At 40.2% G+C, this 26,235-nt stretch carries 25 protein-coding genes and 5 tRNA genes; 2 read left to right on the forward strand and 28 right to left on the reverse strand.

The annotated features are described in order from the left end of the window. Window positions 1-55: 55 nt before the first annotated feature. From rpoB to Q9Q86_RS11235, 27 genes are all read right to left on the reverse strand, one after another. Complete coding sequence (gene rpoB / locus Q9Q86_RS11105; protein ID WP_112987503.1) at window positions 56-4,144, reverse strand: DNA-directed RNA polymerase subunit beta; 4,089 nt, start codon at window positions 4,142-4,144, stop codon at window positions 56-58. 308 nt (window positions 4,145-4,452) lie between these two features. After that, entirely contained in the window at window positions 4,453-4,824 is a 372-nt protein-coding gene (rplL, locus tag Q9Q86_RS11110) for a 50S ribosomal protein L7/L12 (protein WP_004916934.1), read from the reverse strand. A 42-nt stretch (window positions 4,825-4,866) separates the two neighbouring features. Then, window positions 4,867-5,373 (reverse strand): 50S ribosomal protein L10, encoded by a 507-nt coding sequence (gene rplJ, locus Q9Q86_RS11115; protein WP_004957403.1) that lies wholly within the window; start codon window positions 5,371-5,373, stop codon window positions 4,867-4,869. A gap of 246 nt (window positions 5,374-5,619) precedes the next feature. Beyond that, window positions 5,620-6,315, reverse strand: coding sequence for a 50S ribosomal protein L1 (gene rplA / locus Q9Q86_RS11120; protein ID WP_004916940.1), 696 nt, complete (start codon window positions 6,313-6,315; stop codon window positions 5,620-5,622). Window positions 6,316-6,318: 3 nt separating this feature from the next. Beyond that, the gene (gene rplK / locus Q9Q86_RS11125) at window positions 6,319-6,747 is read right to left on the reverse strand and encodes a 50S ribosomal protein L11 (protein ID WP_004637639.1); all 429 of its coding nucleotides are present in this window, start codon (window positions 6,745-6,747) and stop codon (window positions 6,319-6,321) included. 111 nt (window positions 6,748-6,858) lie between these two features. After that, window positions 6,859-7,392: a transcription termination/antitermination protein NusG gene (gene nusG, locus Q9Q86_RS11130; protein ID WP_004916944.1), complete on the reverse strand. Its 534-nt coding sequence runs from the start codon at window positions 7,390-7,392 to the stop codon at window positions 6,859-6,861. A 7-nt stretch (window positions 7,393-7,399) separates the two neighbouring features. Next, the gene (gene secE, locus Q9Q86_RS11135; protein ID WP_004674339.1) at window positions 7,400-7,837 is read right to left on the reverse strand and encodes a preprotein translocase subunit SecE; all 438 of its coding nucleotides are present in this window, start codon (window positions 7,835-7,837) and stop codon (window positions 7,400-7,402) included. A 76-nt stretch (window positions 7,838-7,913) separates the two neighbouring features. Beyond that, window positions 7,914-7,989 (reverse strand) — tRNA-Trp (locus Q9Q86_RS11140). Between the two features lie 54 nt (window positions 7,990-8,043). Then, a complete protein-coding gene (tuf, locus tag Q9Q86_RS11145; RefSeq protein ID WP_004913952.1) occupies window positions 8,044-9,234 on the reverse strand; it encodes an elongation factor Tu in 1,191 nt (396 codons plus the stop codon). 165 nt (window positions 9,235-9,399) lie between these two features. After that, a tRNA-Thr gene (locus tag Q9Q86_RS11150) sits at window positions 9,400-9,474 on the reverse strand. 11 nt (window positions 9,475-9,485) lie between these two features. Next, window positions 9,486-9,561: transfer RNA gene (locus Q9Q86_RS11155), tRNA-Gly, on the reverse strand. Window positions 9,562-9,595: 34 nt separating this feature from the next. After that, window positions 9,596-9,679 (reverse strand) — tRNA-Tyr (locus tag Q9Q86_RS11160). 53 nt (window positions 9,680-9,732) lie between these two features. After that, window positions 9,733-9,808, reverse strand: a tRNA-Thr gene (locus Q9Q86_RS11165). A gap of 98 nt (window positions 9,809-9,906) precedes the next feature. Then, window positions 9,907-11,400 (reverse strand): anthranilate synthase component I, encoded by a 1,494-nt coding sequence (gene trpE, locus Q9Q86_RS11170; protein WP_112986660.1) that lies wholly within the window; start codon window positions 11,398-11,400, stop codon window positions 9,907-9,909. Window positions 11,401-11,482: 82 nt separating this feature from the next. After that, on the reverse strand, window positions 11,483-12,175 hold the full coding sequence (locus tag Q9Q86_RS11175; protein ID WP_112986661.1) for a phosphoglycolate phosphatase: 693 nt from the start codon (window positions 12,173-12,175) through the stop codon (window positions 11,483-11,485). A 65-nt stretch (window positions 12,176-12,240) separates the two neighbouring features. Next, window positions 12,241-12,852, reverse strand: coding sequence for an FHA domain-containing protein (locus tag Q9Q86_RS11180; RefSeq protein WP_112986662.1), 612 nt, complete (start codon window positions 12,850-12,852; stop codon window positions 12,241-12,243). Between the two features lie 63 nt (window positions 12,853-12,915). After that, window positions 12,916-15,171, reverse strand: a complete 2,256-nt coding sequence (gspD, locus tag Q9Q86_RS11185; RefSeq protein ID WP_004916953.1) for a type II secretion system secretin GspD — start codon at window positions 15,169-15,171, stop codon at window positions 12,916-12,918. Between the two features lie 41 nt (window positions 15,172-15,212). Next, on the reverse strand, window positions 15,213-16,061 hold the full coding sequence (locus tag Q9Q86_RS11190) for a type II secretion system protein N (protein WP_004957388.1): 849 nt from the start codon (window positions 16,059-16,061) through the stop codon (window positions 15,213-15,215). Then, window positions 16,061-16,804 carry a type II secretion system protein N gene (gene gspN, locus Q9Q86_RS11195; RefSeq protein WP_005403545.1) on the reverse strand — a complete coding sequence of 248 codons (744 nt, stop codon included), beginning with the start codon at window positions 16,802-16,804 and terminating at the stop codon, window positions 16,061-16,063. The genes Q9Q86_RS11190 and gspN overlap by 1 nt, the downstream gene beginning before the upstream one ends. A gap of 180 nt (window positions 16,805-16,984) precedes the next feature. Next, a complete protein-coding gene (locus Q9Q86_RS11200) occupies window positions 16,985-17,311 on the reverse strand; it encodes an H-NS family nucleoid-associated regulatory protein (RefSeq protein WP_004958548.1) in 327 nt (108 codons plus the stop codon). A 382-nt stretch (window positions 17,312-17,693) separates the two neighbouring features. Continuing rightward, on the reverse strand, window positions 17,694-18,125 hold the full coding sequence (locus tag Q9Q86_RS11205; RefSeq protein ID WP_004958542.1) for a thioesterase family protein: 432 nt from the start codon (window positions 18,123-18,125) through the stop codon (window positions 17,694-17,696). Window positions 18,126-18,133: 8 nt separating this feature from the next. After that, window positions 18,134-19,327 (reverse strand): hypothetical protein, encoded by a 1,194-nt coding sequence (locus Q9Q86_RS11210; RefSeq protein ID WP_004916972.1) that lies wholly within the window; start codon window positions 19,325-19,327, stop codon window positions 18,134-18,136. A 6-nt stretch (window positions 19,328-19,333) separates the two neighbouring features. After that, a complete protein-coding gene (locus Q9Q86_RS11215) occupies window positions 19,334-20,164 on the reverse strand; it encodes a hypothetical protein (RefSeq protein WP_112986663.1) in 831 nt (276 codons plus the stop codon). Continuing rightward, the gene (locus Q9Q86_RS11220; RefSeq protein ID WP_005403542.1) at window positions 20,161-20,937 is read right to left on the reverse strand and encodes a uroporphyrinogen-III synthase; all 777 of its coding nucleotides are present in this window, start codon (window positions 20,935-20,937) and stop codon (window positions 20,161-20,163) included. The genes Q9Q86_RS11215 and Q9Q86_RS11220 overlap by 4 nt, the downstream gene beginning before the upstream one ends. A gap of 1 nt (window position 20,938) precedes the next feature. Further along, on the reverse strand, window positions 20,939-21,856 hold the full coding sequence (gene hemC, locus Q9Q86_RS11225) for a hydroxymethylbilane synthase (protein WP_004916978.1): 918 nt from the start codon (window positions 21,854-21,856) through the stop codon (window positions 20,939-20,941). 110 nt (window positions 21,857-21,966) lie between these two features. Further along, window positions 21,967-22,707 (reverse strand): LytTR family DNA-binding domain-containing protein, encoded by a 741-nt coding sequence (locus tag Q9Q86_RS11230; RefSeq protein ID WP_004916982.1) that lies wholly within the window; start codon window positions 22,705-22,707, stop codon window positions 21,967-21,969. A gap of 57 nt (window positions 22,708-22,764) precedes the next feature. Then, window positions 22,765-23,907, reverse strand: a complete 1,143-nt coding sequence (locus tag Q9Q86_RS11235; protein WP_005403540.1) for a sensor histidine kinase — start codon at window positions 23,905-23,907, stop codon at window positions 22,765-22,767. Between Q9Q86_RS11235 and argH the strand changes: the two genes are divergently transcribed. Further along, the gene (gene argH / locus Q9Q86_RS11240; RefSeq protein WP_004957372.1) at window positions 23,898-25,331 is read left to right on the forward strand and encodes an argininosuccinate lyase; all 1,434 of its coding nucleotides are present in this window, start codon (window positions 23,898-23,900) and stop codon (window positions 25,329-25,331) included. The genes Q9Q86_RS11235 and argH overlap by 10 nt on opposite strands. Before the next feature lie 9 nt (window positions 25,332-25,340). After that, on the forward strand, window positions 25,341-25,616 hold the full coding sequence (locus tag Q9Q86_RS11245; RefSeq protein WP_039046860.1) for an oxidative damage protection protein: 276 nt from the start codon (window positions 25,341-25,343) through the stop codon (window positions 25,614-25,616). Window positions 25,617-26,053: 437 nt separating this feature from the next. Here the strand turns inward: Q9Q86_RS11245 and Q9Q86_RS11250 are convergent, their stop codons facing one another. Next, window positions 26,054-26,173, reverse strand: a complete 120-nt coding sequence (locus tag Q9Q86_RS11250; protein ID WP_004916987.1) for a hypothetical protein — start codon at window positions 26,171-26,173, stop codon at window positions 26,054-26,056. Window positions 26,174-26,235 lie beyond the last annotated feature (62 nt).

The following is a 26,235-nucleotide window of genomic DNA, read 5'->3' on the forward strand; positions in this document are numbered from 1 at the left end:
TCAGGAGGGAAGCCCCCACCCTTTTCGAGTGGAAACTAGGAGAATTAATGGCTAATTAGTCACCATTTTTCAGTTCAATGTTGATACCTAAAGAACGGATCTCTTTGGTCAATACGTTGAACGATTCAGGCATACCCGGATCCATATAATGGTTTCCATCTACAATGTTCTTATAGATGCGTGTACGACCTTCGACGTCATCCGACTTCACAGTGAGCATTTCTTGGAGGGTATATGCTGCACCATATGCTTCAAGTGCCCATACTTCCATCTCACCGAAACGCTGACCACCGAATTGTGCTTTACCACCAAGCGGTTGTTGTGTCACAAGTGAGTAAGAACCAGTTGAACGTGCATGCATCTTGTCGTCAACCAAGTGGTTCAACTTAAGCATGTACATGTAACCGACAGTTACTGGACGATCAAACTGTTCACCTGTACGTCCATCAAACAAGATTTGTTGACCAGAACGTGGTAACTCTGCAAGCTCAAGTAACTCTTTGATTTGTGACTCTTCAGCACCATCAAATACTGGAGTTGCCAAAGGCACACCAGCACGTAAATTACCTGCAAGCTTCAAGATTTCTTCGTCAGTTAGTGTGTCAAGCTGTTCTTGCTCACCACCCACTTTATTATAAATCTTATCAAGGAATGAACGTAACTCGGCAATTGTACGTTGTTGTTTGAGCATTTTATCAATCTGCTCACCCAAACCTTTTGCTGCCATACCTAAGTGAGTTTCAAGAATCTGACCCACGTTCATACGTGATGGTACACCGAGTGGGTTCAATACGATATCAACTGGCACACCATTGGCATCATGTGGCATATCTTCAACTGGTAAGATGTTTGATACAACACCCTTGTTACCGTGACGACCCGCCATCTTATCACCAGGTTGGATACGACGTTTAACTGCTAGGTAAACCTTAACAACTTTCAATACACCAGTTGTTAACTCATCACCTGTAGAAAGTTTACGTTTCTTCTCAGCAAATTTTTCATCAATTTCATGGCTCTTTTCTTTCAAGAACACTTGAATTTGAGTTAAACGCTCAGCAATTGCTTCATCTTTTGGTTGGATTTCAAGTAGATCAACTAACTCTAGACCAGACAACATATCTTCTGAAAGCTTCTCACCACGTTTAGTCGAACCACCACCGTTAGATTCTTGACCTTTCAACAAACGAACAATACGCTCACGTGCTGCTTCTTCGAAGATTTTGTATTCTTCTTTCAAGTCTTTACGGTATGCATCAAGCTGAGCTTTCTCAATTGCTTGCGCACGTTCATCTTTTTCTAAACCATCACGTGTGAAGACTTGAACGTCAATCACTGTACCTTTAGTGCCTGACGGAACACGTAAAGATGAATCTTTTACGTCAGCCGCTTTTTCACCAAAGATTGCACGAAGTAGTTTTTCTTCAGGTGTTAACTGAGTTTCACCTTTAGGTGTTACCTTACCAACAAGAATATCACCTGCAGTAACTTCAGCACCGATATAAACAATACCTGACTCATCAAGTTTAGACAATGCAGCTTCACCGACGTTAGGAATATCAGCAGTAATTTCTTCTGCACCTAACTTAGTATCACGCGCTACACATGACAACTCTTGGATATGAATCGACGTTAAACGGTCTTCTTGAAGCACACGCTCAGAAAGTAAGATCGAGTCTTCGTAGTTATAACCATTCCATGTCATGAACGCGACGCGCATGTTTTGACCCAGCGCAAGTTCACCCATGTCAGTCGATGGACCGTCAGCCAAAATATCGCCACGAGCAACTTTGTCGCCCAAGTTTACGATGACATTTTGGTTAATACATGTATTTTGGTTTGAACGTGTATATTTGATCAGGTTGTAGATATCTACACCTGCTTCACCCGCAATCATTTCATCTTCGTTCACACGAATAACGATACGAGATGCATCAACATATTCAATTACACCACCACGACCCGCGATCACACATACACCTGAGTCGCGTGCTACGTTTGCTTCCATACCCGTACCGACAAGTGGTTTGTCAGCACGAAGTGTAGGAACAGCCTGACGTTGCATGTTCGAACCCATCAATGCACGGTTTGCGTCATCGTGCTCAAGGAATGGAATTAATGACGCTGCAACAGAAACAACCTGCTGTGCAGAAACGTCCATATGTGTTACGCGCTCAGGCGACATACGTACGAATTCACCTTGATGACGTACAGAAACCATTTCTTCAGTCAAGTTGCCATCTTTATCCACTGCTGAGTCGGCTTGTGCAATGACAGTGCCTACTTCTTCAATTGCAGATAAATATTCAACTTCATCTGTAACACGACCGTCTACAACTTTACGGTATGGTGTTTCCAAGAAACCGAAGTCATTCGCTTTAGCATAGACAGAAAGCGAATTGATCAAACCAATGTTTGGACCTTCAGGTGTTTCAATTGGACAAACACGACCATAGTGAGTTTGATGTACGTCACGCACTTCGAAGCCTGCACGTTCACGTGTCAAACCACCAGGACCTAGCGCAGACACACGACGTTTATGTGTAATCTCAGATAATGGGTTGTTTTGGTCCATGAACTGAGATAACTGACTTGAACCAAAGAATTCTTTGATTGCCGCAGCAACTGGTTTCGCGTTGATTAAATCTTGTGGAGACAAGTTATCAGTTTCAGCTTGGCTCAAACGCTCTTTCACAGCACGTTCAACACGAACCAAACCAACACGGAATTGGTTTTCTGTCATTTCACCAACAGAACGTACGCGACGGTTACCCAAGTGATCGATATCGTCGACTTCACCTTTACCATTGCGGATCTCAACTAATGTACGAAGTACATCAATGATATCGTCATGCGATAAAATACCTTCAACTTCACGTGACTTCTGATCAGTACCCACTTCGTAAGGACGACCCAAACGACGGTTAAACTTCATACGACCTACTGGAGAAAGGTCATAACGTTCAGAAGAGAAGAATAAGTTATTAAATAAGTTCTCTGCTGCTTCTTTTGTCGGTGGCTCACCTGGACGCATTACTTTATAGATTTCAACAAGCGCTTCTTCACGACCTGTTGTTGTATCTGCACGTAATGTATCTGCAATGAACGAACCACGATCGATGTCATTAGTGAATAGGATGTTAAATTGTTTAACACCACCTTCAGCCAATTTCACCATAATTTCATGGCTAAGTACGGTATTTGCAGGAATCACATCACCATTCTTAAGTGTGATGTCTTCAGCTGTAATACGTTCATATAAATATTCATCAGGTACAGAAAGCTTAGCTAAGTTAGCTGCTTCCATTTGGCGTACATGACGTGCATTAATACGCTTACCTTGTTCAACGATTGCTTTACCATCATTGTCCAAGATATCAAATTGCGCCATTTCACCACGTAAGCGATCTGGAACGAGGTCAATTTGATAGCTACCCATATCAAGATATACAGGTACTTTTTCATAGAACAAATTCAAGATTTGTTCATTGCTATAATTTAAAGCACGTAAGATCACTGTCGCCAACAATTTACGACGACGGTCAATACGTACGAAAACTAAATCTTTTGCATCGAATTCAAAATCTAACCATGAACCACGGTAAGGAATGATACGTGCTGAATACAACACTTTACCGCTTGAGTGTGTTTTACCCTTATCATGATCAAAGAATACGCCGGGTGAACGGTGTAATTGAGATACGATTACACGTTCAGTACCGTTAATAACGAAAGTACCGTTGTCGGTCATGAGCGGCATTTCGCCCATGTACACTTCTTGTTCACGAACATCTTTGATTGATTTCGTTTCGCGATCTTTAATGATCAAACGAATTTTTACGCGCATTGGTGCCGCATAAGTCGAACCACGTAAAATACATTCACGCACGTCAAACTCGGGTTTACCAAGGCTATACTCAACAAATTCTAAAGCAGCATTGCCAGAATAACTTTCAATAGGAAAAACTGAACGAAATGCGGCTTGGAGACCGATATCTTCGCGATTTTTTGGAGTTTTACCACCTTGTAAGAATGTACGATACGAATCGACCTGAATCGAAAGTAAGTACGGTGCTTCCATTACGTGGGGCAATTTACCAAAATTCTTACGGATCCGTTTCTTTTCGGTATATGAGTATGCCATCTGGAGTCCTCGGAAAGTAAACTAAGCCCGCCTGCAGAACGGGCCTAGAAGGAATTACGCAGGCCGATATGGCCACCACTGTTTACAAATGCTGCAATTTTTAGTGGTATCAAAACGCTTAACAATATTTTTATAAGCAAAAAAATATTGGTAAGCATTTGATTTTATTTGTTTTCTATAAAAATTTGCACGAAATATGCAAAACTAACAAAAAACGAGCCGATTATTGTAACGCAAAAAGGCTGATGACCCAAGAGCCATCAGCCATTTTTTGGAGCCGATTATAAAAAAATCGACTCCCTACAGAATTACTTAAGTGTAACTGTAGCACCAGCTTCTTCAAGCTTCTTCTTAAGCTCTTCGCCTTCTTCTTTAGAAACAGCTTCTTTAAGAACAGCTGGAGCGCCTTCAACAAGGTCTTTAGCTTCTTTAAGACCAAGACCAGTAGCTTCACGAACTGCTTTAATTACAGCAACTTTGTTAGCACCGAAAGAAGTCAACTCAACGTTGAATTCAGTTTGTTCTTCAGCAGCAGCAGCTCCAGCGCCTGGAGCAGCAGCAACAGCTACAGCAGCAGCAGATACGTTAAATTTTTCTTCGAAAGCAGAAATTAATTCAACAAGTTCAAGAACTGTTTTTTCAGCAACTGCGTTTAAGATTTCTTCGTTTGTTAAAGCCATGAGAATAACTCCAAATGGATATTGAATGGTGTGAAAATAGGATTAAGCTGCTTCTGACTCGTTTTTCTCTTTGAGCGCTGTAATGAGGCGACCCAATTTCGAAATAGGAGCTTGAAGAACAGACGCGAGCATAGTAAGCGCTTTTTCTTGGTTCGGAAGGTTTGCAATCACGCTAACTTCAGCACCTTGATAAACCTTGCCATCAAATGCAGCAGCTTTAAGTTCAAATGCTTTGTTAGTTTTCGCAAATTCTTCGAACAAGCGTGCAGCTGCACCCATGTCATCTTCAGAAGTAGAGAAACCGAGAATGGTTGGGCCAACAAGGTTGTCATTTAAGATATCGAATTGAGTACCTTCTAATGCGCGCTTAGCCAAAGTGTTACGAACGATACGAGTCGTCACACCTAACTTACGAGCTTCAACACGAAGTGTTGTTAATTGCTCTACGCTTGAACCTTGATAGTTAGCCACAACAACAGAAAACGCTTTAGAAGCAACTTCGCTTACTTCTGCAACGATCTGTTTTTTGCCTTCGATAAGAAGAGCCATTGTAAAACCTCCTAACGGTGATTTATGCATCTATAAAGATGCACTCCCAATTCGTAAGCCTTTCGACTTACACGTGGAGGAGGAACAAATCACACCACCACGTCTACTCAGGCTGGTAGATTAAGAAAAATGTTCGAAAACACTTCTCACCTGAGGTCTTTGACGCTGATAAATATTCATTTATCAATTCAAAGTTTGCTCAAACTCTTTTAAAAAAAGAGTCTGAGGCTTTAAAATTCTGTCTAATTACTTAGAAACGTTGTTTACGTCAACAGTAAGACCAGGACCCATAGTTGAGCTTAAAGTGATCTTTTTAACGTATACACCTTTAGAAGTAGCAGGCTTTAATTTTTTCAAGTCTGCAATTAAAGTTTCAACGTTTTGACGTACAGCTTCTTCGCTAAAGCCAAGCTGACCAATCGCAGCGTGGATGATACCCGCTTTGTCAACACGGTAACGTGCTTGACCAGATTTAGCATTTTTAACTGCGTTAGCAACGTCTGGAGTAACCGTACCCACTTTCGGGTTTGGCATTAAACCACGTGGACCAAGAATAGTACCAAGCTTACCAACAACGCGCATTGCATCAGGAGCAGCAATTACTACGTCAAAATCAAGGTTTCCACCTTGAATGCTTTCAGCAAGATCATCAAAACCAACGATATCAGCGCCAGCAGCTTTCGCAGCTTCAGCAGCAGCACCTTGAGCAAATACTGCAACACGTACAGTTTTACCTGTACCTGCTGGTAAAGTAGTCGCACCACGAACAACCTGATCAGATTTACGTGGATCTACGCCAAGGTTTACAGCGATATCTAAAGATTCTTTGAACTTCGCAGCTGGAAGGCTGTTAAGAACTTGTACTGCTTCTTCCAAAGTATAAACTTTGTTTGCTTCTACAGCAGCAGCAATGGCTTTTTGACGTTTAGTTAACTTTGCCATGTCTTATAGCTCCACTTCCAAGCCCATAGAACGTGCAGAACCAGCAATGGTACGCACACGAGCGTCTAAATCAGCACCAGTTAAATCTGGTTCTTTAGTAGTCGCAATCTCTTCTAATTGAGCACGAGTCAACTTACCAACTTTAGTTTTGTTAGGTACAGAAGAACCCTTTTGAATACCAGCAGCTTTCTTAAGAAGAATAGATGCAGGTGGAGTTTTCATGATGAAAGTGAACGACTTATCGTTGTACACAGTGATCACGACAGGAATTGGCAAACCAACTTCAAGTTTTTGTGTAGCAGCATTGAATTCTTTACAGAATGCCATGATGTTTACACCACGTTGACCTAAAGCAGGACCAATTGGTGGAGATGGATTCGCTTTACCAGCTGGAACTTGCAGCTTGATATAGCCGTCAATCTTCTTAGCCATTGAAATTACCTCTGGGTACAGACGCCGTTAGGCTCCCCAAAAAAACAAGTAATGCCGAAACATTACAACAACAATGCCCGATCAAATCGGGCGCTTTTCAAACAACTGAAATTAAACTGTTTTTTCGACTTGTCGAAATTCAAGTTCAACTTGAGTTGGTCGATTAAATACATTAATCGTCAACGTTAAACGTGACTTTTCGTACTGAACTTCCTCCACAACTCCTTTAAAGTCAGTGAACGGACCATCAATAACGAGCAATTCTTCACCTGGTTCAAACATCGTCTTAGGACGCGGTGCTTCACCAGTATTACGTACACGAGCAAGAATCGCATCAGCTTCACGTTGTGTGATTGGCGCTGGTTTTTCTGGCGTACCACCGATAAAACCAAGAACCTTTGGACATTCTTTTACAATGTGCCAAGTATCATCATTCATTTCCATTTCGACTAACACATAGCCTGGAAAGAATTTACGTTCAGATTTACGTTTCTTACCATCCTTCATTTCAACTACTTCTTCAGTAGGAACTAGGACTTCACCAAAGCTGTCAGCTACCGTGCTACGTTGAATACGTTCATTAAGCGAACGCAACACTTGTTTTTCAAAGCCTGAATAGGCATGAATAATATACCAACGTTTCATGGCGCTCTTACCCGATAATTAACTTAATAAACCAACCTAACCCATAATCAAAGCACCACAACACTAGAGATGCAATAATTACTACCAAGAGCACCTGCCACGAAGTGGTGATCGTCTCTTGTTTCGTCGGCCAAGTCACTCGACGCAGTTCAATTCGTGCATCTTGCAACAAGCGCACAAAGCCTTTACCTTGATGGGTGGCGTATAATAAACCTAAAGCGACAACGATACAAGCCAAAATTACCCCAACGCGCACCCAAATATCATTTGCAGGCGCCCAATAGGCAGGTAAATGCTGATTTACCAATGCAGAACCGATTAGCAAAGCAATAGCAACCAACCACAGGACAGCATCCAATGGCGAACCTGAACTTACAACTTCTGCATTATTTCTTTGAGGGATTGGCGCGTCGCTTAATGCGTCACGCGATTTATCATTCGACATTTTTTTACTCGTCGTTGAATTCGCGACTTATTATATGACAACTTAGCCAGAATCAAGCTTTTTTATTTAAAAAAAGTGGCAGGCCAGGAGGGACTCGAACCCCCAACATTCGGTTTTGGAGACCGACGCTCTACCAATTGAACTACTGACCTATTAAGCAAATCGAAAGCCGAAGCTTCCGATTTGAGTGTAACACAGTATTGGGCTTATGCAGTTACTTTAGCAACAACACCAGCACCTACAGTACGACCACCTTCACGGATCGCAAAACGTAGACCTGGGTCCATTGCGATCGGGTGGATTAACTCTACTGACATTTCTACGTTGTCACCAGGCATTACCATTTCTACGCCATCTTGTAATTTGATCGCGCCAGTTACGTCAGTTGTACGGAAGTAGAACTGTGGACGGTAACCGTTAAGGAATGGAGTATGACGACCACCTTCTTCTTTAGAAAGTACGTATACTTCTGCATCGAATTTAGTGTGCGGCTTGATTGTACCTGGTTTAGCAAGTACTTGACCACGTTGTACGTCTTCACGCTTAGTACCACGAAGTAAGATACCACAGTTCTCACCCGCACGACCTTCGTCAAGAAGTTTACGGAACATTTCAACGCCAGTAACTGTAGTCGTTTGAGTATCACGGATACCAACGATTTCAACAGACTCACCAACTTTGATGATACCAGCTTCTACACGACCAGTTACTACTGTACCACGACCAGAGATAGAGAATACGTCTTCGATTGGCATCAAGAATGCTTTATCGATTGCACGCTCTGGTTCTGGGATGTAAGAGTCAAGCGCTTCTACAAGTGCAAGAACAGAAGCTTCGCCGTAAGGACCGTCGTTACCGTTTAATGCTTGAAGAGCTGAACCACGGATGATTGGAGTGTCATCACCTGGGAAGTCATAAGTAGAAAGAAGTTCACGAACTTCCATTTCTACTAATTCAAGTAATTCTTCATCATCAACAAGGTCACACTTGTTTAAGAATACGATGATGTAAGGTACACCAACCTGACGAGAAAGAAGGATGTGTTCACGAGTTTGTGGCATTGGACCATCAGTCGCAGCACATACAAGGATCGCGCCGTCCATCTGAGCAGCACCAGTAATCATGTTTTTAACATAATCGGCGTGGCCCGGGCAATCTACGTGAGCGTAGTGACGGATTGGAGAATCGTATTCTACGTGTGATGTATTAATTGTAATACCACGTGCTTTTTCTTCAGGAGCAGAGTCGATTTGTGAGTAATCTTTCGCTTCACCGCCGTAAGTTTTTGCACAAATTGTTGCAATCGCAGCAGTTAAAGTTGTTTTACCATGGTCAACGTGACCAATTGTACCCACGTTTACGTGTGGTTTATTACGTTCAAACTTAGCCTTAGCCATTTGATTTTCCTCGTTTACGTCGACACCAGTTTAGAGAAAAACAACCCTGAAAAACTTTCTTTATCGACATTCGCCTAAAAAACTAGACACCTAATACTTGAAAAGCAGACTATAATAGCCTGCTTCTTTTTAAATCTTTATAGAAATTCTACCAAGTTGTATATCTGGAGCTCTTATCGAGATTTGAACTCGAGACCTCTCCCTTACCAAGGGAGTGCTCTACCACTGAGCTATAAGAGCGATCTCTTCGATGGAGCGGGAGACGAGGATCGAACTCGCGACATGCAGCTTGGAAGGCTGCCACTCTACCAACTGAGTTACTCCCGCGCGTTGGTACTTAACCACTTCAATCGAAGCTAGATGGTGGTGAGAGAAGGATTCGAACCTTCGAAGCTTTCGCAACAGAGTTACAGTCTGCCCCCTTTGGCCGCTCGGGAATCTCACCATATCACACTTACACAGTGCTGTTCTTCACTCTAACACTCTACTACATTAAGATGGTGCCGGCACACGGATTCGAACTGTGGACCTACTGATTACAAGTCAGTTGCTCTACCAACTGAGCTATGCCGGCGTTTCTTAGTGTTTCGTACGTTTCGTATCGGAACGGTGTGCAGTTTAGCAAAACTCTCAGGCTATGCAAGCAGTTTTTTTATAAAAACTGCGAAAAACTCATAAAATCAAACCATTTGATGATAATTCAACCGCTTTGATCACTGCACGAGCTTTTATTTGGGTTTCATTCCATTCTGATTCTGGATTTGAGTCTGCAACAAGCCCTGCTCCAGCTTGCACATATACTTTTTTATCACGAATCACACAGGTACGAATCGCGATCGACATGTCCATTTCACCATGCCAACCCAAATATCCAACAGCACCACCAAATACACCACGCTTAACTGGTTCTACTTCATCAATGATTTCCATTGCACGAATTTTAGGTGCACCTGAAAGTGTGCCCGCAGGGAATGTCGCTTTAAATACATCAAGCGCATCGACATCATCTCGAACCTCACCCTGTACATTTGACACGATATGCATCACATGTGAGTAGCGCTCAATCACCATACGATCAGTGACTTGAACCTTACCAATCTTTGAAACCCGACCAACATCATTTCGTCCAAGATCAATCAGCATTAAATGTTCTGCAATTTCTTTTTCATCAGCCAATAAATCTTGCTCTAAAGCCAAATCTTCTTCTTTAGTTTTTCCACGTGGTCGAGTGCCTGCTAAAGGACGTACTGTTGCGATACCATTCTCCAAACGAGACAAAATCTCAGGAGATGAACCAACAATATGAAAAGGCTTCTGATCTGTCAGTGTTTGTCCTTGTACCAAGAATAAATAAGGTGAAGGGTTTAAATGACGGAGTGCACGATAAACCTGCAATGCTTCACCATCAAAATCAGAAACCATACGTTGACCAGGCACAACCTGCATCACATCGCCTGCACGGATATACTCTTTTACTTTCTCAACGGTTTCTAAAAACTTCTCTTTACCCGTAATGGATTCGAAATGTGGCGAAGTATGAGGTTTCGCTTGTAAGCTGACAGGCGTAGCGAGCAACTGCTCAAGTTGATCTAATTTTTGTTGTGCTTGTTGATAGGCATTTTCTTGATTCACATCAGCATGATGAATCAAAAATAACGTATCTTTCAAATTATCAAAAACAATAACTGTTTTAGATAGCATTAACCATAAATCGGGTAAAGACACAGGGTCGGCTATTGGTACATTTTTAAGTTTAGGTTCAATATAACGCACTGCATCATAACCAAGATAACCAACTAAACCGCCAGTAAAGCTTGGTAAATCAGGTAACTCATTTTGAGTCGGCACTTTAAATTGTTTTTGAAAATCACGTATATATTGGAATGGATCACTACATTCTTGTTGAATAACAGAACCATCCAACTGTTGAATAGTCAAGATTCCTGCATTGCAAGAAAAAACTGTCGACTCTCCCAACCCAATCATGGAATAACGCGCCCAGTTCTCCCCACCTTCAACAGACTCAAACAAATATGCTTGTTTGTGTTCTTTGAAGCGCGCGAAAACAGAAAGCGGAGTTTCTGTATCCGCTAAACGTTGACGGTATACAGGAATAGTGTTGTAGCCTAAAGATTTTAACTGTTCGAATTGTACTAAGGTCGTCATGAATATTCTCTATGGTTTCGATTTAATCTGCGTTTAGTTTTAATGCTGCTTTAATCCCGCCATCGAAAAACCATACTCATTTTCATGCCCTTCTCCTCACCTGATCTTCATCTACCAATTCTGCCAAACTATCTATCACTTGTTGTGGTTGGCAGTCATAGATACTTTCTCCATGATTATAGCCATAGCTGACCACAATACAATCTATACCTGCACGTCTTGCCGCTTCAACATCATTACTTGAATCGCCAATCATCAAGGTTTCAGAAGCCAGAGCATTTTGCTGCTGCATACAATGTAACAATGGCAATGGATGTGGTTTTCGCTCAGCCAAGCTATCACCACCAATTACCATTTTAAAATAAGCACTCAATCCCAAAACATCGAGAATACCTCGAGCCAAGTGTTCAGGCTTATTGGTTACACATGCCATCGTAATTTGATGTGTTTGACAATGCTGTAAAAATTCCAGCACCCCTGCATATACTTTCGTGTCGACACATAATTCCTGCGCATAAATTTCAACAAATGTATCAAGTAAATGATTGAGTTGCTCTGGATTAGCATCTCCAAATAAATGATCAAGCACCGTTTCACACAACTTTGCAGCGCCTTTTCCAACCCAAGCTCGAATCTGCACTTCCGTGACTAATGGAAATCCTAGTTTTTCCAAACTGAGATTCATCGCACGGTACAAATCTGCTGCAGAATCAACAAGTGTTCCATCGAGATCAAAGAGAATAAGGCTACGACGCTCTAACTGTGCAATTAGCATAAATTTACTCGACATAAAAAAGGCATACGCTCATGGTATGCCCTGATTGTAAAAGCTTCGCGTAATTATTTAAAGAACAGCCAAGCAATCACAGCCAAAATGATCAGCACGATAATTGAAATCAAACCTACAGATGCATTTTTCTGTTGCTCAACTTCTTGTGCCACTCGTGATACAGGCTCTTCAAATGGAATAGGTTGTTGCTCTAAAGTCAACTGCACATCAACACCTTGTGGTATCGGCGCAGGCTTTGGAATCGCAACTTGCTGCGGCATTCCATCACGACTAATTGGAGTTTCGACAGCACGTTCAGCTATACTCAGCATACCTTGGTCGTGTGATGTTGATGGCACTGGCTCTGCTTCAATTTCAGGCAATTCAGCATCAACAGGTGCAAGTACAGAAAACATAAAGCTCGCAAATTGCAAAATATCCCCATCATGCAACTCTGTTTCTTGTTCAATTTTCAAATCATTGATAAATGTGCCATTTGAAGAATTCAAATCTTGAACCCAAAGCTGATGATCTTTCAACAACAAGGCAGCATGTCGACGAGAAATATCAGCAGATTGCAACAAAAGGTCAGCATCTTGATGACGACCAACTAACATATCACGCTCTACGCTAATCTCTTGCCCCGTAAATTCACCCGTAATGGCTTGTAGTTTCCAAGTCATAGATGCATATCCTTATAAAATTTCTCTCAATTTTAACATTGTGACATAAGGTCTTCTGTGCATCTACTGTGAAGATGCCGAACGAATCGTCGTAGTTGTCACTGTATTCTTACTACGCTCAGTCGATTTTGCTGGCAGCTGAATAGATTGCTGTTGTACCTGAGGTTCCATAGTCGCTACAGGTGTAGTTACGACACTACTTTGATTTTGTGTTGCTGTTGGAACCTTTTGATACGGTGACGTAGTATTTAACGGTTGTTGACGATAAATATCAGCCACATTTTCAGGTAACTTAGCAAAATTACCATTTTTATCCATAGCTAGCTGCAAGCTATAAAGCTGATTGTAACGTTGTTGAGAAATTCGACGCACATCATCCGAATCACCAACAATCGTTGGGTGAATGAAAACCAAGAGATTACGTTTTTCATTGGTTTTACTGTCTGCACGGAATAATCGCCCAAGATAAGGAATATCGCCTAAGACAGGCAATCCTTGTCTCGAATGGATTGAATTGTCGGAAATCAAACCGCCCAGAACAACCGTTTGACCATGATCAGCTAAAACCGAAGTTTTGATGGCACGCTTACTGGTCACCAAATCAGTTGCTTGACCGCGACTTTCCTGTACAGCAGAGACTTCTTGCTCAACCTCTAACCGAACAGAACCACCTTCACCAATATGCGGTACAACTTTTAGCGTTACACCCACATCCTTACGTTCAACAGTGGTGTATGGATTCACACCTGTACTATTAGTCGTCACAGAACCTGTTACGAATGGCACATTTTGACCCACAACAATATAGGCTTCTTCATTATCCATCGTCACAATAGATGGTGTAGAAAGAAGATTGGATTTCGTATTACTTTTTAGCGCCTGAATCAATGCACCATAAAGCTTACGTGAACCATTCGCACCTTCTTTATAGTCACCCACTACAATCGAAGAACCAGCCCCAATTGCAGAACCCAAACCAGCCGCTCCACCTGTCAAATATCCAGCAGCTAGTTTTGATAAACTAGATCCAACATTGGTAAAGTTTATTAATCCAATACCACTACTTATATCACCCAATGCCCACTGAACACCCAATTGATCTGCATCATCACCAGCAACTTCAATAATTGCCGCTTCGATCAGCACCTGTTGACGACGTATATCTAATTGCTGGATCGCGGCCTCAATTTCACGCATTAACTGAGGATCCGCTTTAACTACCAATGCATTCTGCGTACTGTCCGCAATAATGCTAACACCATTTCCATTAAAGCTTGAAACACCTGCATTTTGATTATTTGAGCCGCTATTCAAATTAATTGAAGGCGTGGAAATCGAGGAAGATGATCCAGATGTTGAATTTGAGCTTTGATTGTTTGAAACAAGGTTATTGATTGGGTTATTTGATGAGCCTGCATTATTTGATGCTGAAGACGATGAAACTGATTGACCAGTGACCAAGCCTTGCAAAATTTCAGCTAAGTTTTTTGCACTGGCGTATTTCAAACGAAAAACCTTCAAACCGCCCAAACGATCTGCCGAAGGCACATCCAACATTTCGATCATTTGACGTAAACGTTTACGCGAATCAGGATCACCCTTAATCAAAATGCGATTAGTCCGATTATCCGCAATAATGCGTACACGTGAGCCAATAAAATCTTTAGATGCGCCTGTTGCACTCATCGTTTCTAGCAAACCAATAATTTCTTCTGCTTGGCTTGATTGCAAACTAATCGCTTCAATATCATTCTGGCCTGTGCCATCAAGATTACGCACAATATTTTCTAACTGATAAATATTTGCGGCACGATCAGAAACAATCAGCGCATTTGTTCCTGCTACAGCAGCTAAATGCGCGAATTGTGGCATCAGAGGACGAAGTGCAGGAATCAAATCATTAGGGTTGGTATTTTGCAGCCAAATCACACGTGTAACGATTTGGTCTCCACCCGCACGACTGCGTGAATCATATGGGATACCAGAATTTTTCACATTGCTATCAGGAACAAGTTTTACAGTATTTCCCGATGGTAAAGCCACAACACCGTTAACATTCAAAACACCTAAAAATAGGTCATAAACCTCATCTTTATTTAAAGGCTTATTTGAAATCACCGTGACGTTACCACGTACACGAGGATCAACCGCAAAGTTTTTCCCCGTAATATCTGCAACTTCATTAATAAATGCTGTTAAGTCCGCATCACGTAAATTGATCTTCCATGTTTGTGCTTGCACATGGGTACTGATTGACGCGGCTAAAGGTGCTGCGGCAAGTAATGCCCAAAGCGGACGTTGATGATTTAAAAAAGCCATAACCTGCACTTATTCCTAACTTATGTGGTGACGTGTTATCACTAAAAACTTTGTTGTATGGTCATCACTTGATCACCACGTTTTATTTCTATTTTGGCATGCCCTTCACGACGTACTTGCTCTAATAATTGTACTTCGCTTAGCCCTTGCCCAACAGTTTGACCATTAATCGACAGAATACGATCACCTGAACGCAAACCTAATGTGTTTTTCAAGTTCGATGGTGTTCGATCAGAGATTTCATAACCATCTGAACCGCCGCCAGTCACACCCATATTTTTTAAATACTGCTCTCGGTTATCTTGCATCTGCTGTATCGCTTGACCTAAAGCAGATTGCGGAGAACTTTGAGAAGGTGCTTGGGGCTGCATTTGAGTTGGCTGATTATTCATACTTTCATTTAAAACGGGTGCTATCGGTTGATATAAGCCGTTTTCTAGACCTTTGAATTTAACTTCTCGTGTAGCACCATTTCCTTGCCTAAGAATCACATGATCCCAATAAACCTCTGCAAGTTGGTAGGACGTTGAGCCAATCGTCTCACCGACACGATAACGTTCAGCAACATCATTGAGTTTAATGACAGCAGAGGATAAATAACTTGGATAACCTAGCAAAACACCCTGCAACTCTAAATTAACATTATCTTGAGCAGAAACTGCTGCGGGTTCGTTAAATAATGCAAACGAACTAATGTTGGGTACTTGAGCTTGCTGCGAACCCAACTCAACTCGATCAAACTGCATCGGCTGCGGCGGTGCGACAACAAACCAAAATAAAGAAGCCAACTTCCAACATAGCCATAGCACTAATATTACCAACACCAACGCACCTAGCTTGTCTAATTTCTGCCATCTCAATTGTTGAATCTTTTGAGCAAATTGTTTCATCAGAAGCCACCCTGCATGAGTGGTTGACGTGAGCTAATCACGTAAGTGTCTAAACCAGCTTTTCCTTCATATGATGGAATATTCAAAAGCATTCGTTGCGTCAATTGCACATCAAGCATCAAACTAGGGTCTAGACTTAGATTTGCCATTTTTTGACTACGCTGATCACGTACATCTACTTGTAGCTGACCATTTTCATCTTTTATTTCAGCCATTAATGAAGGCATATTCATACGATCTTGACGTTGACCGAATGTATAATTCAATTCACCACCACCCCAGTTTAGCTGCCCTTCCGCAGCACTAAATCCTTTTTCTTTTTGATAATTTAACTGAACATCTTTTAATTGAATCGCGTTCTCAGGCCACTGCCAATTTGCAAAATACTTTAAGGTTTCAGGTGAAACTTCACCTTGAAGATTCTTGATCATGATTTTTTTACCAAATCCATAACCAAAAACACCATTAAATTGGGTATTTCCACTGTGTATATCGAGATTTGCACCAACACGTAATAACAATAAATCTAGAGGTCTAGTTTTCCAATGGACAGTTCCTCGCAGTTGACCACGCTGCCAATCCGCCTGTCCCTGCCAGATATTGCCACTAACATTATGTAATATTTGATTATCTTTAGAAAACTTAGCAATTAACCATGTTGCTGGAATTTGTAAAATAATAAAAATTAAGAATGCAAAAACGGCGAAAATCCACCATCTCCATTGTTTTGTTTTTTTCTTCATTCCACCCTTACCAACACGCAAAATATCATCCTTGTCGAGACACTCGCCCTCTGATTGACATTATGCATACTTTTTCAACATCGCCAATTCTCTCATATAAAAAAACCAAGCTTTTTAAGCCTGGCTTTTTAATAAAGAATAAAATCACCTTATGACAATACGATGACTTTAAAACTTGACTTAGATTAAGAAATCTTCAAGTTTTGCACCTTTCTCTAATTCTGCAACTAACCAACGTGGCTGCTTACCGCGACCTGTCCAAGTTTCTTCTGCATTATTTTTATTACGGTAACGCGGCTCAACAGCTTTACGGGTTGTTTTCTTACGTTTTTGCTCACCAAGCTCCAAAAGCTCTTCAACGCTGTATCCAACGTTTTCAGCAATCGCAATAATTTGATTATAAGCATCTTCAATTGCTTGATCTTTTTTGCTTGCAATTAAAGCTTCAGCTTCAGCTTGCAAACGCTTGAGATCTTCAACAGATAAATCACTAATATCTGGTTTCATTAGAACCACTCCAACTCAAAAGGGAAATATATCACTCAAAAAATAAAATGAATTAAAAATTCAACTCAATATTAATTTATATGTAATTAGATAATCAATATTAAAATAGTCAACTTAATCACAGCATTCACTTAAATCAGCTATTATTTACAATAAAACAAAGAAACTTTGTTCACATCAAATATTACAGCACATTTTACCATTCTTTTAACTTCATATTTTATTGTTATTATTTCTTAAAATATCAATTCAAAACCCACCTTAAAATAAACTTAATCTAGATTTATAAGTAAGCTTTATTTTAAAAAATTTATTGAATTGCACCTCGATACAACTCAATAAATATGACTTAGATAAAATTATACATAACTGTCTTTACATATTATTCAATATGATGTCCAACACTTGATTCCAACGTTATAATACGATTACGAATCTCGGTAGGTATATTAATTTTCTTTGAATCATGTTTGCCAACACACACCATGACGGCCTCACCAGTTGCAACCACTTGAGCTTGATCACGACTCCATAAAACATAATGCATTCTAAACGCACTATTTCTTAACTCTTCAATTCTTGCACCAATATGCAGCACATCAGGATAAAATACTGGGCTTAAATATTTACATTGACTCGAAGCAACAACCGTCAATATATCCTCATCGAATATGTTTAATTTCATTAAATAAGCAATTCGTGCACTTTCAATATATCGATAATATTGAACATTATTTACATGTCCAAAAGCATCCATATCCCCCCATGCAACAGCTTGCTCAAGAATTACTGGATAGACAGACAGCTCTTTCATTATTTCACTCATATCTTAAAGTTAAGAAAATTAACATCATTTTCAAAGATTAAATTCAACTGTCTGATTAAATCAGAATCATCACCCAAGGTGGATTTAATCCTTAAATAACTCATTAAAATATTATCAGGATATAAATCCAACAATTGTGCTGCATCAGTCTGGCGATCTGTCGCCATAAATATATGCCATTTTGCAAAAGCCAGCATTGGAACGCTGGTATATTTTTGTTCCAACTCCATAATTCGTTGTTCAACATAAGCATAATCAGGAATTTGCTTAAGTAGCTGTTGTTGAAACCACAAATAAAATACTTCAGGATCAAAATGCTCTTGCAATAGATGTAAGGCAAGCTCCTCGTGCTGAACACTCATTTCAGGCATTCGAGCCAATAATTTTAACCAAAGTACTTTACTGGTATACGGCCGTGCTTTTATTTCTGAATGCAGCATCATGTAACGTTGTTGAAGTGCACCTAAATCATCGACAGTAGCTTGATCAAATTGAATTAATAATTGCTGCAACCAAAGATCACGATGTTCTGCATCTAGCAGCCCATGTTGAGTACTTTGTAAAAACACCCATGGCTTTTGTAAGGCCAATTTACCCCACAAACTGGTTATTTTTTGCTGATATGCCGTTTCAATTTCGCTTAGCCAAGGGGATAGTTGATGTTGTGCGAGAAATTCCAAATGTGTAAGTGCTTTTTCTGTTTCTTGTCGCTCTAGAAAAATATCCACTCTAAGCAATTCAGCAAGTTCAAAAGCCATAGGGGCTGACTTTTCTAGATTCATCAATGCCGTTTCATAATCACCATTGCGATAATCAAATTGAGCATCAACGATATTACTCAGTAAACCTGACTGTGTGAAAACTCGCTCAATGAACACTTGCTGATCTTTGGCAGCATCTAATAACCAAACGATGCCAAGCTGCTCATAAGGATGTAAATCTTTAAATCGAAGAATTGTATCTTTCTGTCTTTGCTGTTGTGCGAGATATCTTTTTGCTAATAACCATCCTGCCTGAGCGATGAAGCTAACAAGGATAAAGCAGGTTACTAATCCCCAAAAGCTACTTTGAAACTGCCAATCCCGCCAATAGATATAAGCGTAACCACTACCGTAACCATAGCTAAAGACTGAAAAAATAGCGAATAAGCTAAGGATTGCAAGGAAATATATCTTCAATAAATGCTTCATATCGGACTACCCTAGCAAACCGAGAGTCGTTAGTTTCGGAGCAGGAACGACGGGAAGATTAAGCATTTTCTCCACACGTAGTTTCATTTGCTGACTACTACGATCTGGCAAATCCTCTAAAAGTAGCATAACTTCTTGCATTGACTTACGATATTCAGTGGCTTGATTTAAATGTAATGCTTGCTCTGCAAGTAATAATCTTAATTGAGCCTCTTTTAGTAAAATACTTCGTTGGATTAAGTCTGGTGGAGTACGTTGCACCTTTTCAAATTTGAACCATTGCCACCATGAACGTTCACTGTTTTTCTGCAGTCGAATATCGGGTTTCTGCATTTCTTGCTGAAGCTGATGATCTAAATACTGCAACAACGTATCAAACTGCTGACGCTGCTGAGTTTGCAGCAATACATATTGTTGAATGTTTTGCTTATCTTGTTCAATCGCTTTGATAAGACCATGCTGCAATGCTGGTGAAACTTGATGTTGAGCCATTTGTTGTTGCAACTGATTCAACTGTTCTAGCGCAAAAATAAATTGTTGCTGATCTACAGCAAACTGCACTAATTGTAGTTTTTGCTTGATTACAACGGCGGGAGCAATACCATCAATCGTTATCGGTGTAGTTACAAGTTTATTATTGGTATTTGAGGTGTTTTTGTCTTGCAGTTGTCGTTGTAAACCGACTAATTGGTCATTTAACAAAGAGTATTGTTGCTGTGATTCAACCAACTGCTGTTGAAGCTGAGGAATTGTTTGAGAATATTGCGCAACGTCATAACTGAGTTTCGCCAACCACACCAAACCCAGAACCAATATGAAATAAGCAATTTTTCTCATGATTGTCCTTGCCAGCCTTGAATAGAATGAATAATTTCTAATGGTGCTAATGTTTCTAACTGAATATATTTCAACATAGAATCTACTTGATTTTGCGTTTGACACAATACCTGAGCTAAACGCTCACCAAGTACTAAATAAATACAATCCAACTCTTTGCTAATCTGTGCGGTGAGCTTTTGCCAGTTTCTCCAACTTGCTTCACTACTAATCAACACAAAAACTGGTTGTTGTGCTACCAATTGAGATACGAGTTTAGGAAATTTAGTCAAACTTAGTTCAGGGCATTGGCGACGATAAAGGATAAAGTTGAGAATATTAACGCCTGTTTGTTGCAAATGTTGCATCATAAATTGACGTCCGCCATGCCCACGCCAAAAGGCGACTGTATTTAAGTCAACACGTTCTCTAAGTATCGGTAGCTGCAACATCCCTTCTGAACTTTCCACATCAGGAACAAGACTATCAATCCCAAAGGTTTTTAGCGCTGCTGCTGTGGCTTGCCCAACCGCGATCCATTGAATATGTTTAAGTTGATCTAAATCAATCCCACTATTCTTGAGATACAGCATACCAATCTCAACAGCAGTTGGACTAACCACAACGATCACTTGCGAAGCCTTGAGTTGATCATACAACTGCATCAAATCTGCTGTAAATGGCTCAGCAACCAACTCAAGTAAGGGCAAGGATTCAACCTGTATCCCCTCTTGAATCAGAGCTTGATTTAATGAATGTGCTCGATCTTCAGGGCGCGTATTGATGAATAACATTTTAATATAAAGCTTTCAGTAGCTCACCTGCACCCTGTGCCAATAGTTTTTCGGCTAAAACCACACCCAATCGCTCTCCCTCATCCAATGCTCCTGACAATTGTTCTTTTAATAGCGTCTTTCCATCCACACTACCGACTCGACCTTCGATATGAAGTTGATTTTGAGTAATTGTCGCATAACCAGCGATCGGAACTTGGCATCCACCTTCAAGATAGGCATTAAAAGCACGTTCTGCACGTACACAAATTGAAGTTACTTCATGTTGAAGAGGAGAGATTAATTCCAGTAATTCTTGATCATCTGCGCGACATTCCAAACCCAAAGCACCTTGCCCTACTGCAGGCAAACTCAATGTAGGTGCGAGGCAATGGCGAATCCTCTCTGCCAAACCTAAGCGTTTTAAACCTGCGCTCGCTAAAATGATCGCATCATACAGCCCATCATCGAGTTTAGATAACCTCGTACCGACATTACCACGTAGATCAATAATTTCTAAATCAGGACGTTGCTGAAGTATCTGACATTTACGGCGTAGACTTGAGGTCCCTACTTTCGCACCATGTGGTAACTCATCAAAATGAGCATATTGATTCGATACAAAAGCATCTAGAGGATCTTCGCGTTCACAGATCACTGCAAGTGTTAAACCTTCAGGTAAATGCATCGGAACATCTTTCATTGAATGTACAGCTAAATCAGCACGCCCATCCAGTAGTGCTGCTTCCAGCTCTTTTACAAATAATCCTTTACCACCAATTTTTGCCAAAGGCGTATCTAAAATCTTATCACCTTGGGTTACAAACTTAACCAATTCAACCGTTAAATCAGGATAAAGTTCATTTAAACGAGCACGAATATGCTCAGCTTGCCAAAGTGCAAGAGGACTTTGTCGAGTTGCAATTTTTAGAGTTTTCATAAATCTAAGTTAAGTATTGATCAAAGCAATTGCTCCAAACTTAACTTGATCATTTAAAAATGCAAGTAAAAAAAGCAAAAAGTGATCATAACAAGCTTAGCTTCAACAAATTATAGTTGATGCATACACTCTCTTAGACTTGGTAAATGACGGCGACTCACCGACAAGCGCTCCTCAAGTTCACGTAATCGAACTTGGTATTGTCCAGCAGCAACCAGCTCTAGACCTTCTAAATAATCTAGTGAAACAAGCGCATTACGATGGATTCTAATAAAGCGGTCAGCAAACTCATGCTCTAAATCTTTTAATGTTTCGTCTATCAATACACTGCCATTTTTATGGCGCACGGTGACATACTTCTGATCCGCCAAAAAATAATAAATATTTTCTACAGGGATAAGTTCGACCCCACGATAAGTTTTCGCAGCAATTTGGTGACGTTGAGTTTTAGTATCGTACATATGATCTTGTTGTTTTAAACCCGTCATTTGAGCTTGGGTAAGTTGAGTTAAATTATCAAAAACCTGCTGTAAATCTTGTTGGGCTACAGGTTTGAGTAAATATCCTTGGGCTTGAAATTTGAATGCTTCCAATGCATGTTGATCGTATGCCGTACAAAAAATAATAGCAGGACGTGGGTTCAAGTGACTCAATTGCTCAGCGCACTCTAATCCATTCATCCCTGGCATTTGAATATCTAATAAAACAACATCTGGTGAATCATTTTCAATATGATCTAACACATCTTGCCCATGATGTGCTGTCGCAATCACTTCATGCCCCATCTGGGTCACTAAACGTGATAAACGCTCTACTGCGAGAGGTTCATCATCAGCAATCAGAACTTTCATCCTCTCCTCCTTGTCACCGTTAACATCATCCATATTTTTTATGGTTAACTGGACTTATTATTTTACTCGATCGTGGTAACTCACCACAGTCGTATATAACGACACTCCCCCATACACTTGAAACTTCACAGCTGGCCCATAATAAGCCTTCAAGCGCTGTTCAACATTTTCTATTGCAATACCATTCCCTGTTCTGGATTTTATTTTATCGTGAGAATAGGGGTTAGTAATGACTATAGTGACTTGATTTTGCAATATTTCAACCAATACGCTAATCGTTGAAGCTTGTAAAACTTTTTCCACCCCATGAAAAATACTATTCTCTAACAAAGGTTGCAACGTTAATAATGGAATAGTCGCTCGTTTTAACTCAATTGGTGTCGCTTGAATATTCCATTCTACGGTTAATCGGTCACCTAAACGCATTTTCTCAATACTGAGATATTGCTTACACAGATCAATTTCTTCCTCCAAACTTACCAGTTTCAACTCCTGAAAACTGGCCCGAAACAATCGAGAAAGACTGATCAACATATTTTCAGCTTTATCTGGATCTATTGAAATCAAACTCACCACACTATTTAAACTATTAAATAAAAAATGTGGATGAATCCTTGCTTGCATCGCTTGAATACGCGCATTTAACTCACTGTACTGCTGACGCAACCATTGCTCACGCATATATAAATAACGTAAGCAAAAAGCTCCCAATAAAATACCATACCCCAAATGCAAACTTACGCCATGAAATAAGACATCTTCGGAAAAACCAGTAGATCGAGCTGCCCAAAACTGAATGATATTCACAGCGCAAGTTGTAAGCAACACAATGATTTGCAGGACAACAAAACCCAAAGTCAAAGCAACCTTTTGACTTAACTTAGTAAAGAAATCCTGAAAATAATCGACAAATGCGGAAAAAGATAAAATCACCCAATTAATAAAAAAGGTGTATTGTAAAACGCGAATACCTTCCAAAGCATGCCAAGAGCGAGCTTCCGCCAATGCTAAAACCATTGCCAATACATTACTTGCAACAATTAGTTCTAATAAGTGTTGCCATTGACCAATTTTCGTAAAAAAATACGTGCCTGATGAATTCATCTGACGAGATTGCGATAACTTCTTGCGTCGAGTTTCGGCATCTGCGTTTGGATTTGCTATACTCTTTTTTATTTTACTGAGCCGCCATGACCACATCTTCTCAATCCTCATCTTCAGCAAGCCCTAATCAAACCTCTGGTATGTGGGGCGGTCGCTTCTCAGAAGCAACGGATGCATTTGTTGCAGAATTTACAGCATCTGTGCAATTTGACCAACGTTTTTATAAACAAGATATTGCAGGCTCTATTGCTCATGCAACCATGTTAGCGAAAGTTGGTGTACTCACTGAAGCTGAACGTGATGACATTATTCAAGGTTTAAGCACGATTAAAGCAGAAATCGAAGCTGGAAATTTTGAATGGCGTATTGATTTAGAAGATGTCCACATGAACATTGAGTCTCGTCTGACTCAACGTATTGGCATCACAGGTAAAAAACTTCATACAGGTCGCAGTCGTAATGACCAAGTCGCAACAGATATTCGTTTATATCTACGTGATGAAATTGATGACATTTTAGGCTTATTACTTCGCTTACAAAAAGGTTTACTGAGTTTAGCAAGTCAAAATACGCATACTATCATGCCTGGCTTTACTCATTTACAAACTGCTCAACCTGTGACGTTTGGTCATCACTTATTAGCTTGGTTTGAAATGCTTGTTCGTGACACCGAACGTTTACAAGACTGCCGTAAACGTGTCAATCGTATGCCACTCGGCTCAGCAGCCTTAGCTGGTACAACCTACCCGATTGATCGTGCCTATACCGCTGAGTTATTAGGTTTTGAAGCAGTTTCAGAAAACTCTCTGGATGCAGTCTCAGATCGTGATTTTGCGATTGAATTTAATGCCGCAGCATCTTTGATCATGATGCACTTATCACGTATGTCTGAAGAACTAATTCTATGGACTTCAGCTCAGTTCAAGTTTGTGAATATTCCTGATCGCTTCTGTACCGGTTCTTCAATCATGCCCCAGAAGAAAAACCCAGATGTTCCTGAATTAGTTCGTGGCAAGTCAGGTCGTGTTTTTGGCGACTTGATTAGCTTATTGACCTTAATGAAAGGTCAACCATTGGCATACAACAAAGATAACCAAGAAGACAAAGAACCATTATTTGATGCCATTGATACCGTTCGTGGCTCACTTATGGCTTTTGCAGACATGGTTCCAGCACTGGTACCAAATATTGAAGTTATGCGTGAAGCGGCTTTACGTGGCTTCTCTACAGCAACTGACCTTGCAGATTACCTTGTTAAAAAAGGGGTTGCTTTCCGTGATGCGCATGAAATTGTTGGTAAAGCAGTTGCTCTTGGCGTAGCAGAAGAAAAAGATTTGTCTGAGCTTTCTCTTGAACAGTTACAACAATTCTCTGATCTGATTGAAGCAGATGTATTTGACAAAGCTTTGACTTTAGAAGCTTCAGTGAATGCACGTGACCATATTGGTGGAACTTCACCTAAACAAGTTGAAGCCGCAATTGTTCGTGCACACACCCGCTTAGAACAGCTATACGCTTAAGGACTGATCATGACTAGACAAGTATTTTGCCGTAAATACCAACAAGAACTTGAAGGTTTAGATTTTGCACCATTCCCTGGTGTAAAGGGTCAAGAATTTTTTGAGACTGTATCTAAACAAGCTTGGCAAGAATGGTTAAAACATCAAACCACATTGATTAACGAAAAACGTTTAAATGTCTTTGAACCAGATGCAAAAAAATTCCTCGAGGAACAACGCGAGAAATTTTTCAACAATGATCAAAGCGTAGAAAAAGCCGAAGGCTGGAAGCCTGAACAAGGATAAGCTGAGTAACGCTCTACCCTTATCGAAAAGCTAAGCTCTGCCAAGTTAAGCAAGGGGGCTTAGTATTTTTAAAATTTCTTGTATCAAAAGCAATGATTCCATCATTGCTTTTTTTATTTAAAAATAGGCAAGACAACTTTTATTTTTTAATTACAGGTTATTTTTTACCATAGGTTCAAATTTTGATTTAAAAACACTTATGATTTATCATTTTTATTTACGTGATCTTTACACTAGTAATAAAGGATTACAGAGTATACACAGTTGTCTACATGACAGATTGAACGATTCTATTTAAAGTTACTTATAGAAAGATAGAGATACCCCCAATATCTCAACAATGCATGATATTTCTCTCCCAGACTTTTCCCCCGAAGTCTGGGATTTTTTTATTTACTCTATCTAAATATCTGTGTGACATATTCGTTTCTGGAATCTTATGGAGATAGCAGGAAATACTCCCAAATCACAAATCCTAAACCAAATCCAAGACATGCATATAGAACGATAATAAAGAAAACGAAGCTCGCATTATTTTTCTTTTTTAGGAAACTCATAGCATTCTCGCCTTTAGGTTGAAAATACTATTTTGAAAAAATACTGATTCTAAATATAGCCA

It is taken from the genome of Acinetobacter sp. A22, assembly GCF_030913345.1.
In the GTDB taxonomy this organism is placed as follows: Bacteria; Pseudomonadota; Gammaproteobacteria; order Pseudomonadales; family Moraxellaceae; genus Acinetobacter; species Acinetobacter junii.

Coding starts and splice junctions, on each gene's coding strand:
- rpoB (WP_112987503.1), bottom strand. CDS start 4,144: ATGGCATACTCATATACCGAAAAGAAACGGATCCGTAAGAATTTTGGT.
- rplL (WP_004916934.1), bottom strand. CDS start 4,824: ATGGCTTTAACAAACGAAGAAATCTTAAACGCAGTTGCTGAAAAAACA.
- rplJ (WP_004957403.1), bottom strand. CDS start 5,373: ATGGCTCTTCTTATCGAAGGCAAAAAACAGATCGTTGCAGAAGTAAGC.
- rplA (WP_004916940.1), bottom strand. CDS start 6,315: ATGGCAAAGTTAACTAAACGTCAAAAAGCCATTGCTGCTGCTGTAGAA.
- rplK (WP_004637639.1), bottom strand. CDS start 6,747: ATGGCTAAGAAGATTGACGGCTATATCAAGCTGCAAGTTCCAGCTGGT.
- nusG (WP_004916944.1), bottom strand. CDS start 7,392: ATGAAACGTTGGTATATTATTCATGCCTATTCAGGCTTTGAAAAACAA.
- secE (WP_004674339.1), bottom strand. CDS start 7,837: ATGTCGAATGATAAATCGCGTGACGCATTAAGCGACGCGCCAATCCCT.
- tuf (WP_004913952.1), bottom strand. CDS start 9,234: ATGGCTAAGGCTAAGTTTGAACGTAATAAACCACACGTAAACGTGGGT.
- trpE (WP_112986660.1), bottom strand. CDS start 11,400: ATGACGACCTTAGTACAATTCGAACAGTTAAAATCTTTAGGCTACAAC.
- Q9Q86_RS11175 (WP_112986661.1), bottom strand. CDS start 12,175: ATGCTAATTGCACAGTTAGAGCGTCGTAGCCTTATTCTCTTTGATCTC.
- Q9Q86_RS11180 (WP_112986662.1), bottom strand. CDS start 12,852: ATGACTTGGAAACTACAAGCCATTACGGGTGAATTTACGGGGCAAGAG.
- gspD (WP_004916953.1), bottom strand. CDS start 15,171: ATGGCTTTTTTAAATCATCAACGTCCGCTTTGGGCATTACTTGCCGCA.
- Q9Q86_RS11190 (WP_004957388.1), bottom strand. CDS start 16,061: ATGAAACAATTTGCTCAAAAGATTCAACAATTGAGATGGCAGAAATTA.
- gspN (WP_005403545.1), bottom strand. CDS start 16,804: ATGAAGAAAAAAACAAAACAATGGAGATGGTGGATTTTCGCCGTTTTT.
- Q9Q86_RS11200 (WP_004958548.1), bottom strand. CDS start 17,311: ATGAAACCAGATATTAGTGATTTATCTGTTGAAGATCTCAAGCGTTTG.
- Q9Q86_RS11205 (WP_004958542.1), bottom strand. CDS start 18,125: ATGAAAGAGCTGTCTGTCTATCCAGTAATTCTTGAGCAAGCTGTTGCA.
- Q9Q86_RS11210 (WP_004916972.1), bottom strand. CDS start 19,327: ATGAAGCATTTATTGAAGATATATTTCCTTGCAATCCTTAGCTTATTC.
- Q9Q86_RS11215 (WP_112986663.1), bottom strand. CDS start 20,164: ATGAGAAAAATTGCTTATTTCATATTGGTTCTGGGTTTGGTGTGGTTG.
- Q9Q86_RS11220 (WP_005403542.1), bottom strand. CDS start 20,937: ATGTTATTCATCAATACGCGCCCTGAAGATCGAGCACATTCATTAAAT.
- hemC (WP_004916978.1), bottom strand. CDS start 21,856: ATGAAAACTCTAAAAATTGCAACTCGACAAAGTCCTCTTGCACTTTGG.
- Q9Q86_RS11230 (WP_004916982.1), bottom strand. CDS start 22,707: ATGAAAGTTCTGATTGCTGATGATGAACCTCTCGCAGTAGAGCGTTTA.
- argH (WP_004957372.1), top strand. CDS start 23,898: ATGACCACATCTTCTCAATCCTCATCTTCAGCAAGCCCTAATCAAACC.
- Q9Q86_RS11235 (WP_005403540.1), bottom strand. CDS start 23,907: ATGTGGTCATGGCGGCTCAGTAAAATAAAAAAGAGTATAGCAAATCCA.
- Q9Q86_RS11245 (WP_039046860.1), top strand. CDS start 25,341: ATGACTAGACAAGTATTTTGCCGTAAATACCAACAAGAACTTGAAGGT.
- Q9Q86_RS11250 (WP_004916987.1), bottom strand. CDS start 26,173: ATGAGTTTCCTAAAAAAGAAAAATAATGCGAGCTTCGTTTTCTTTATT.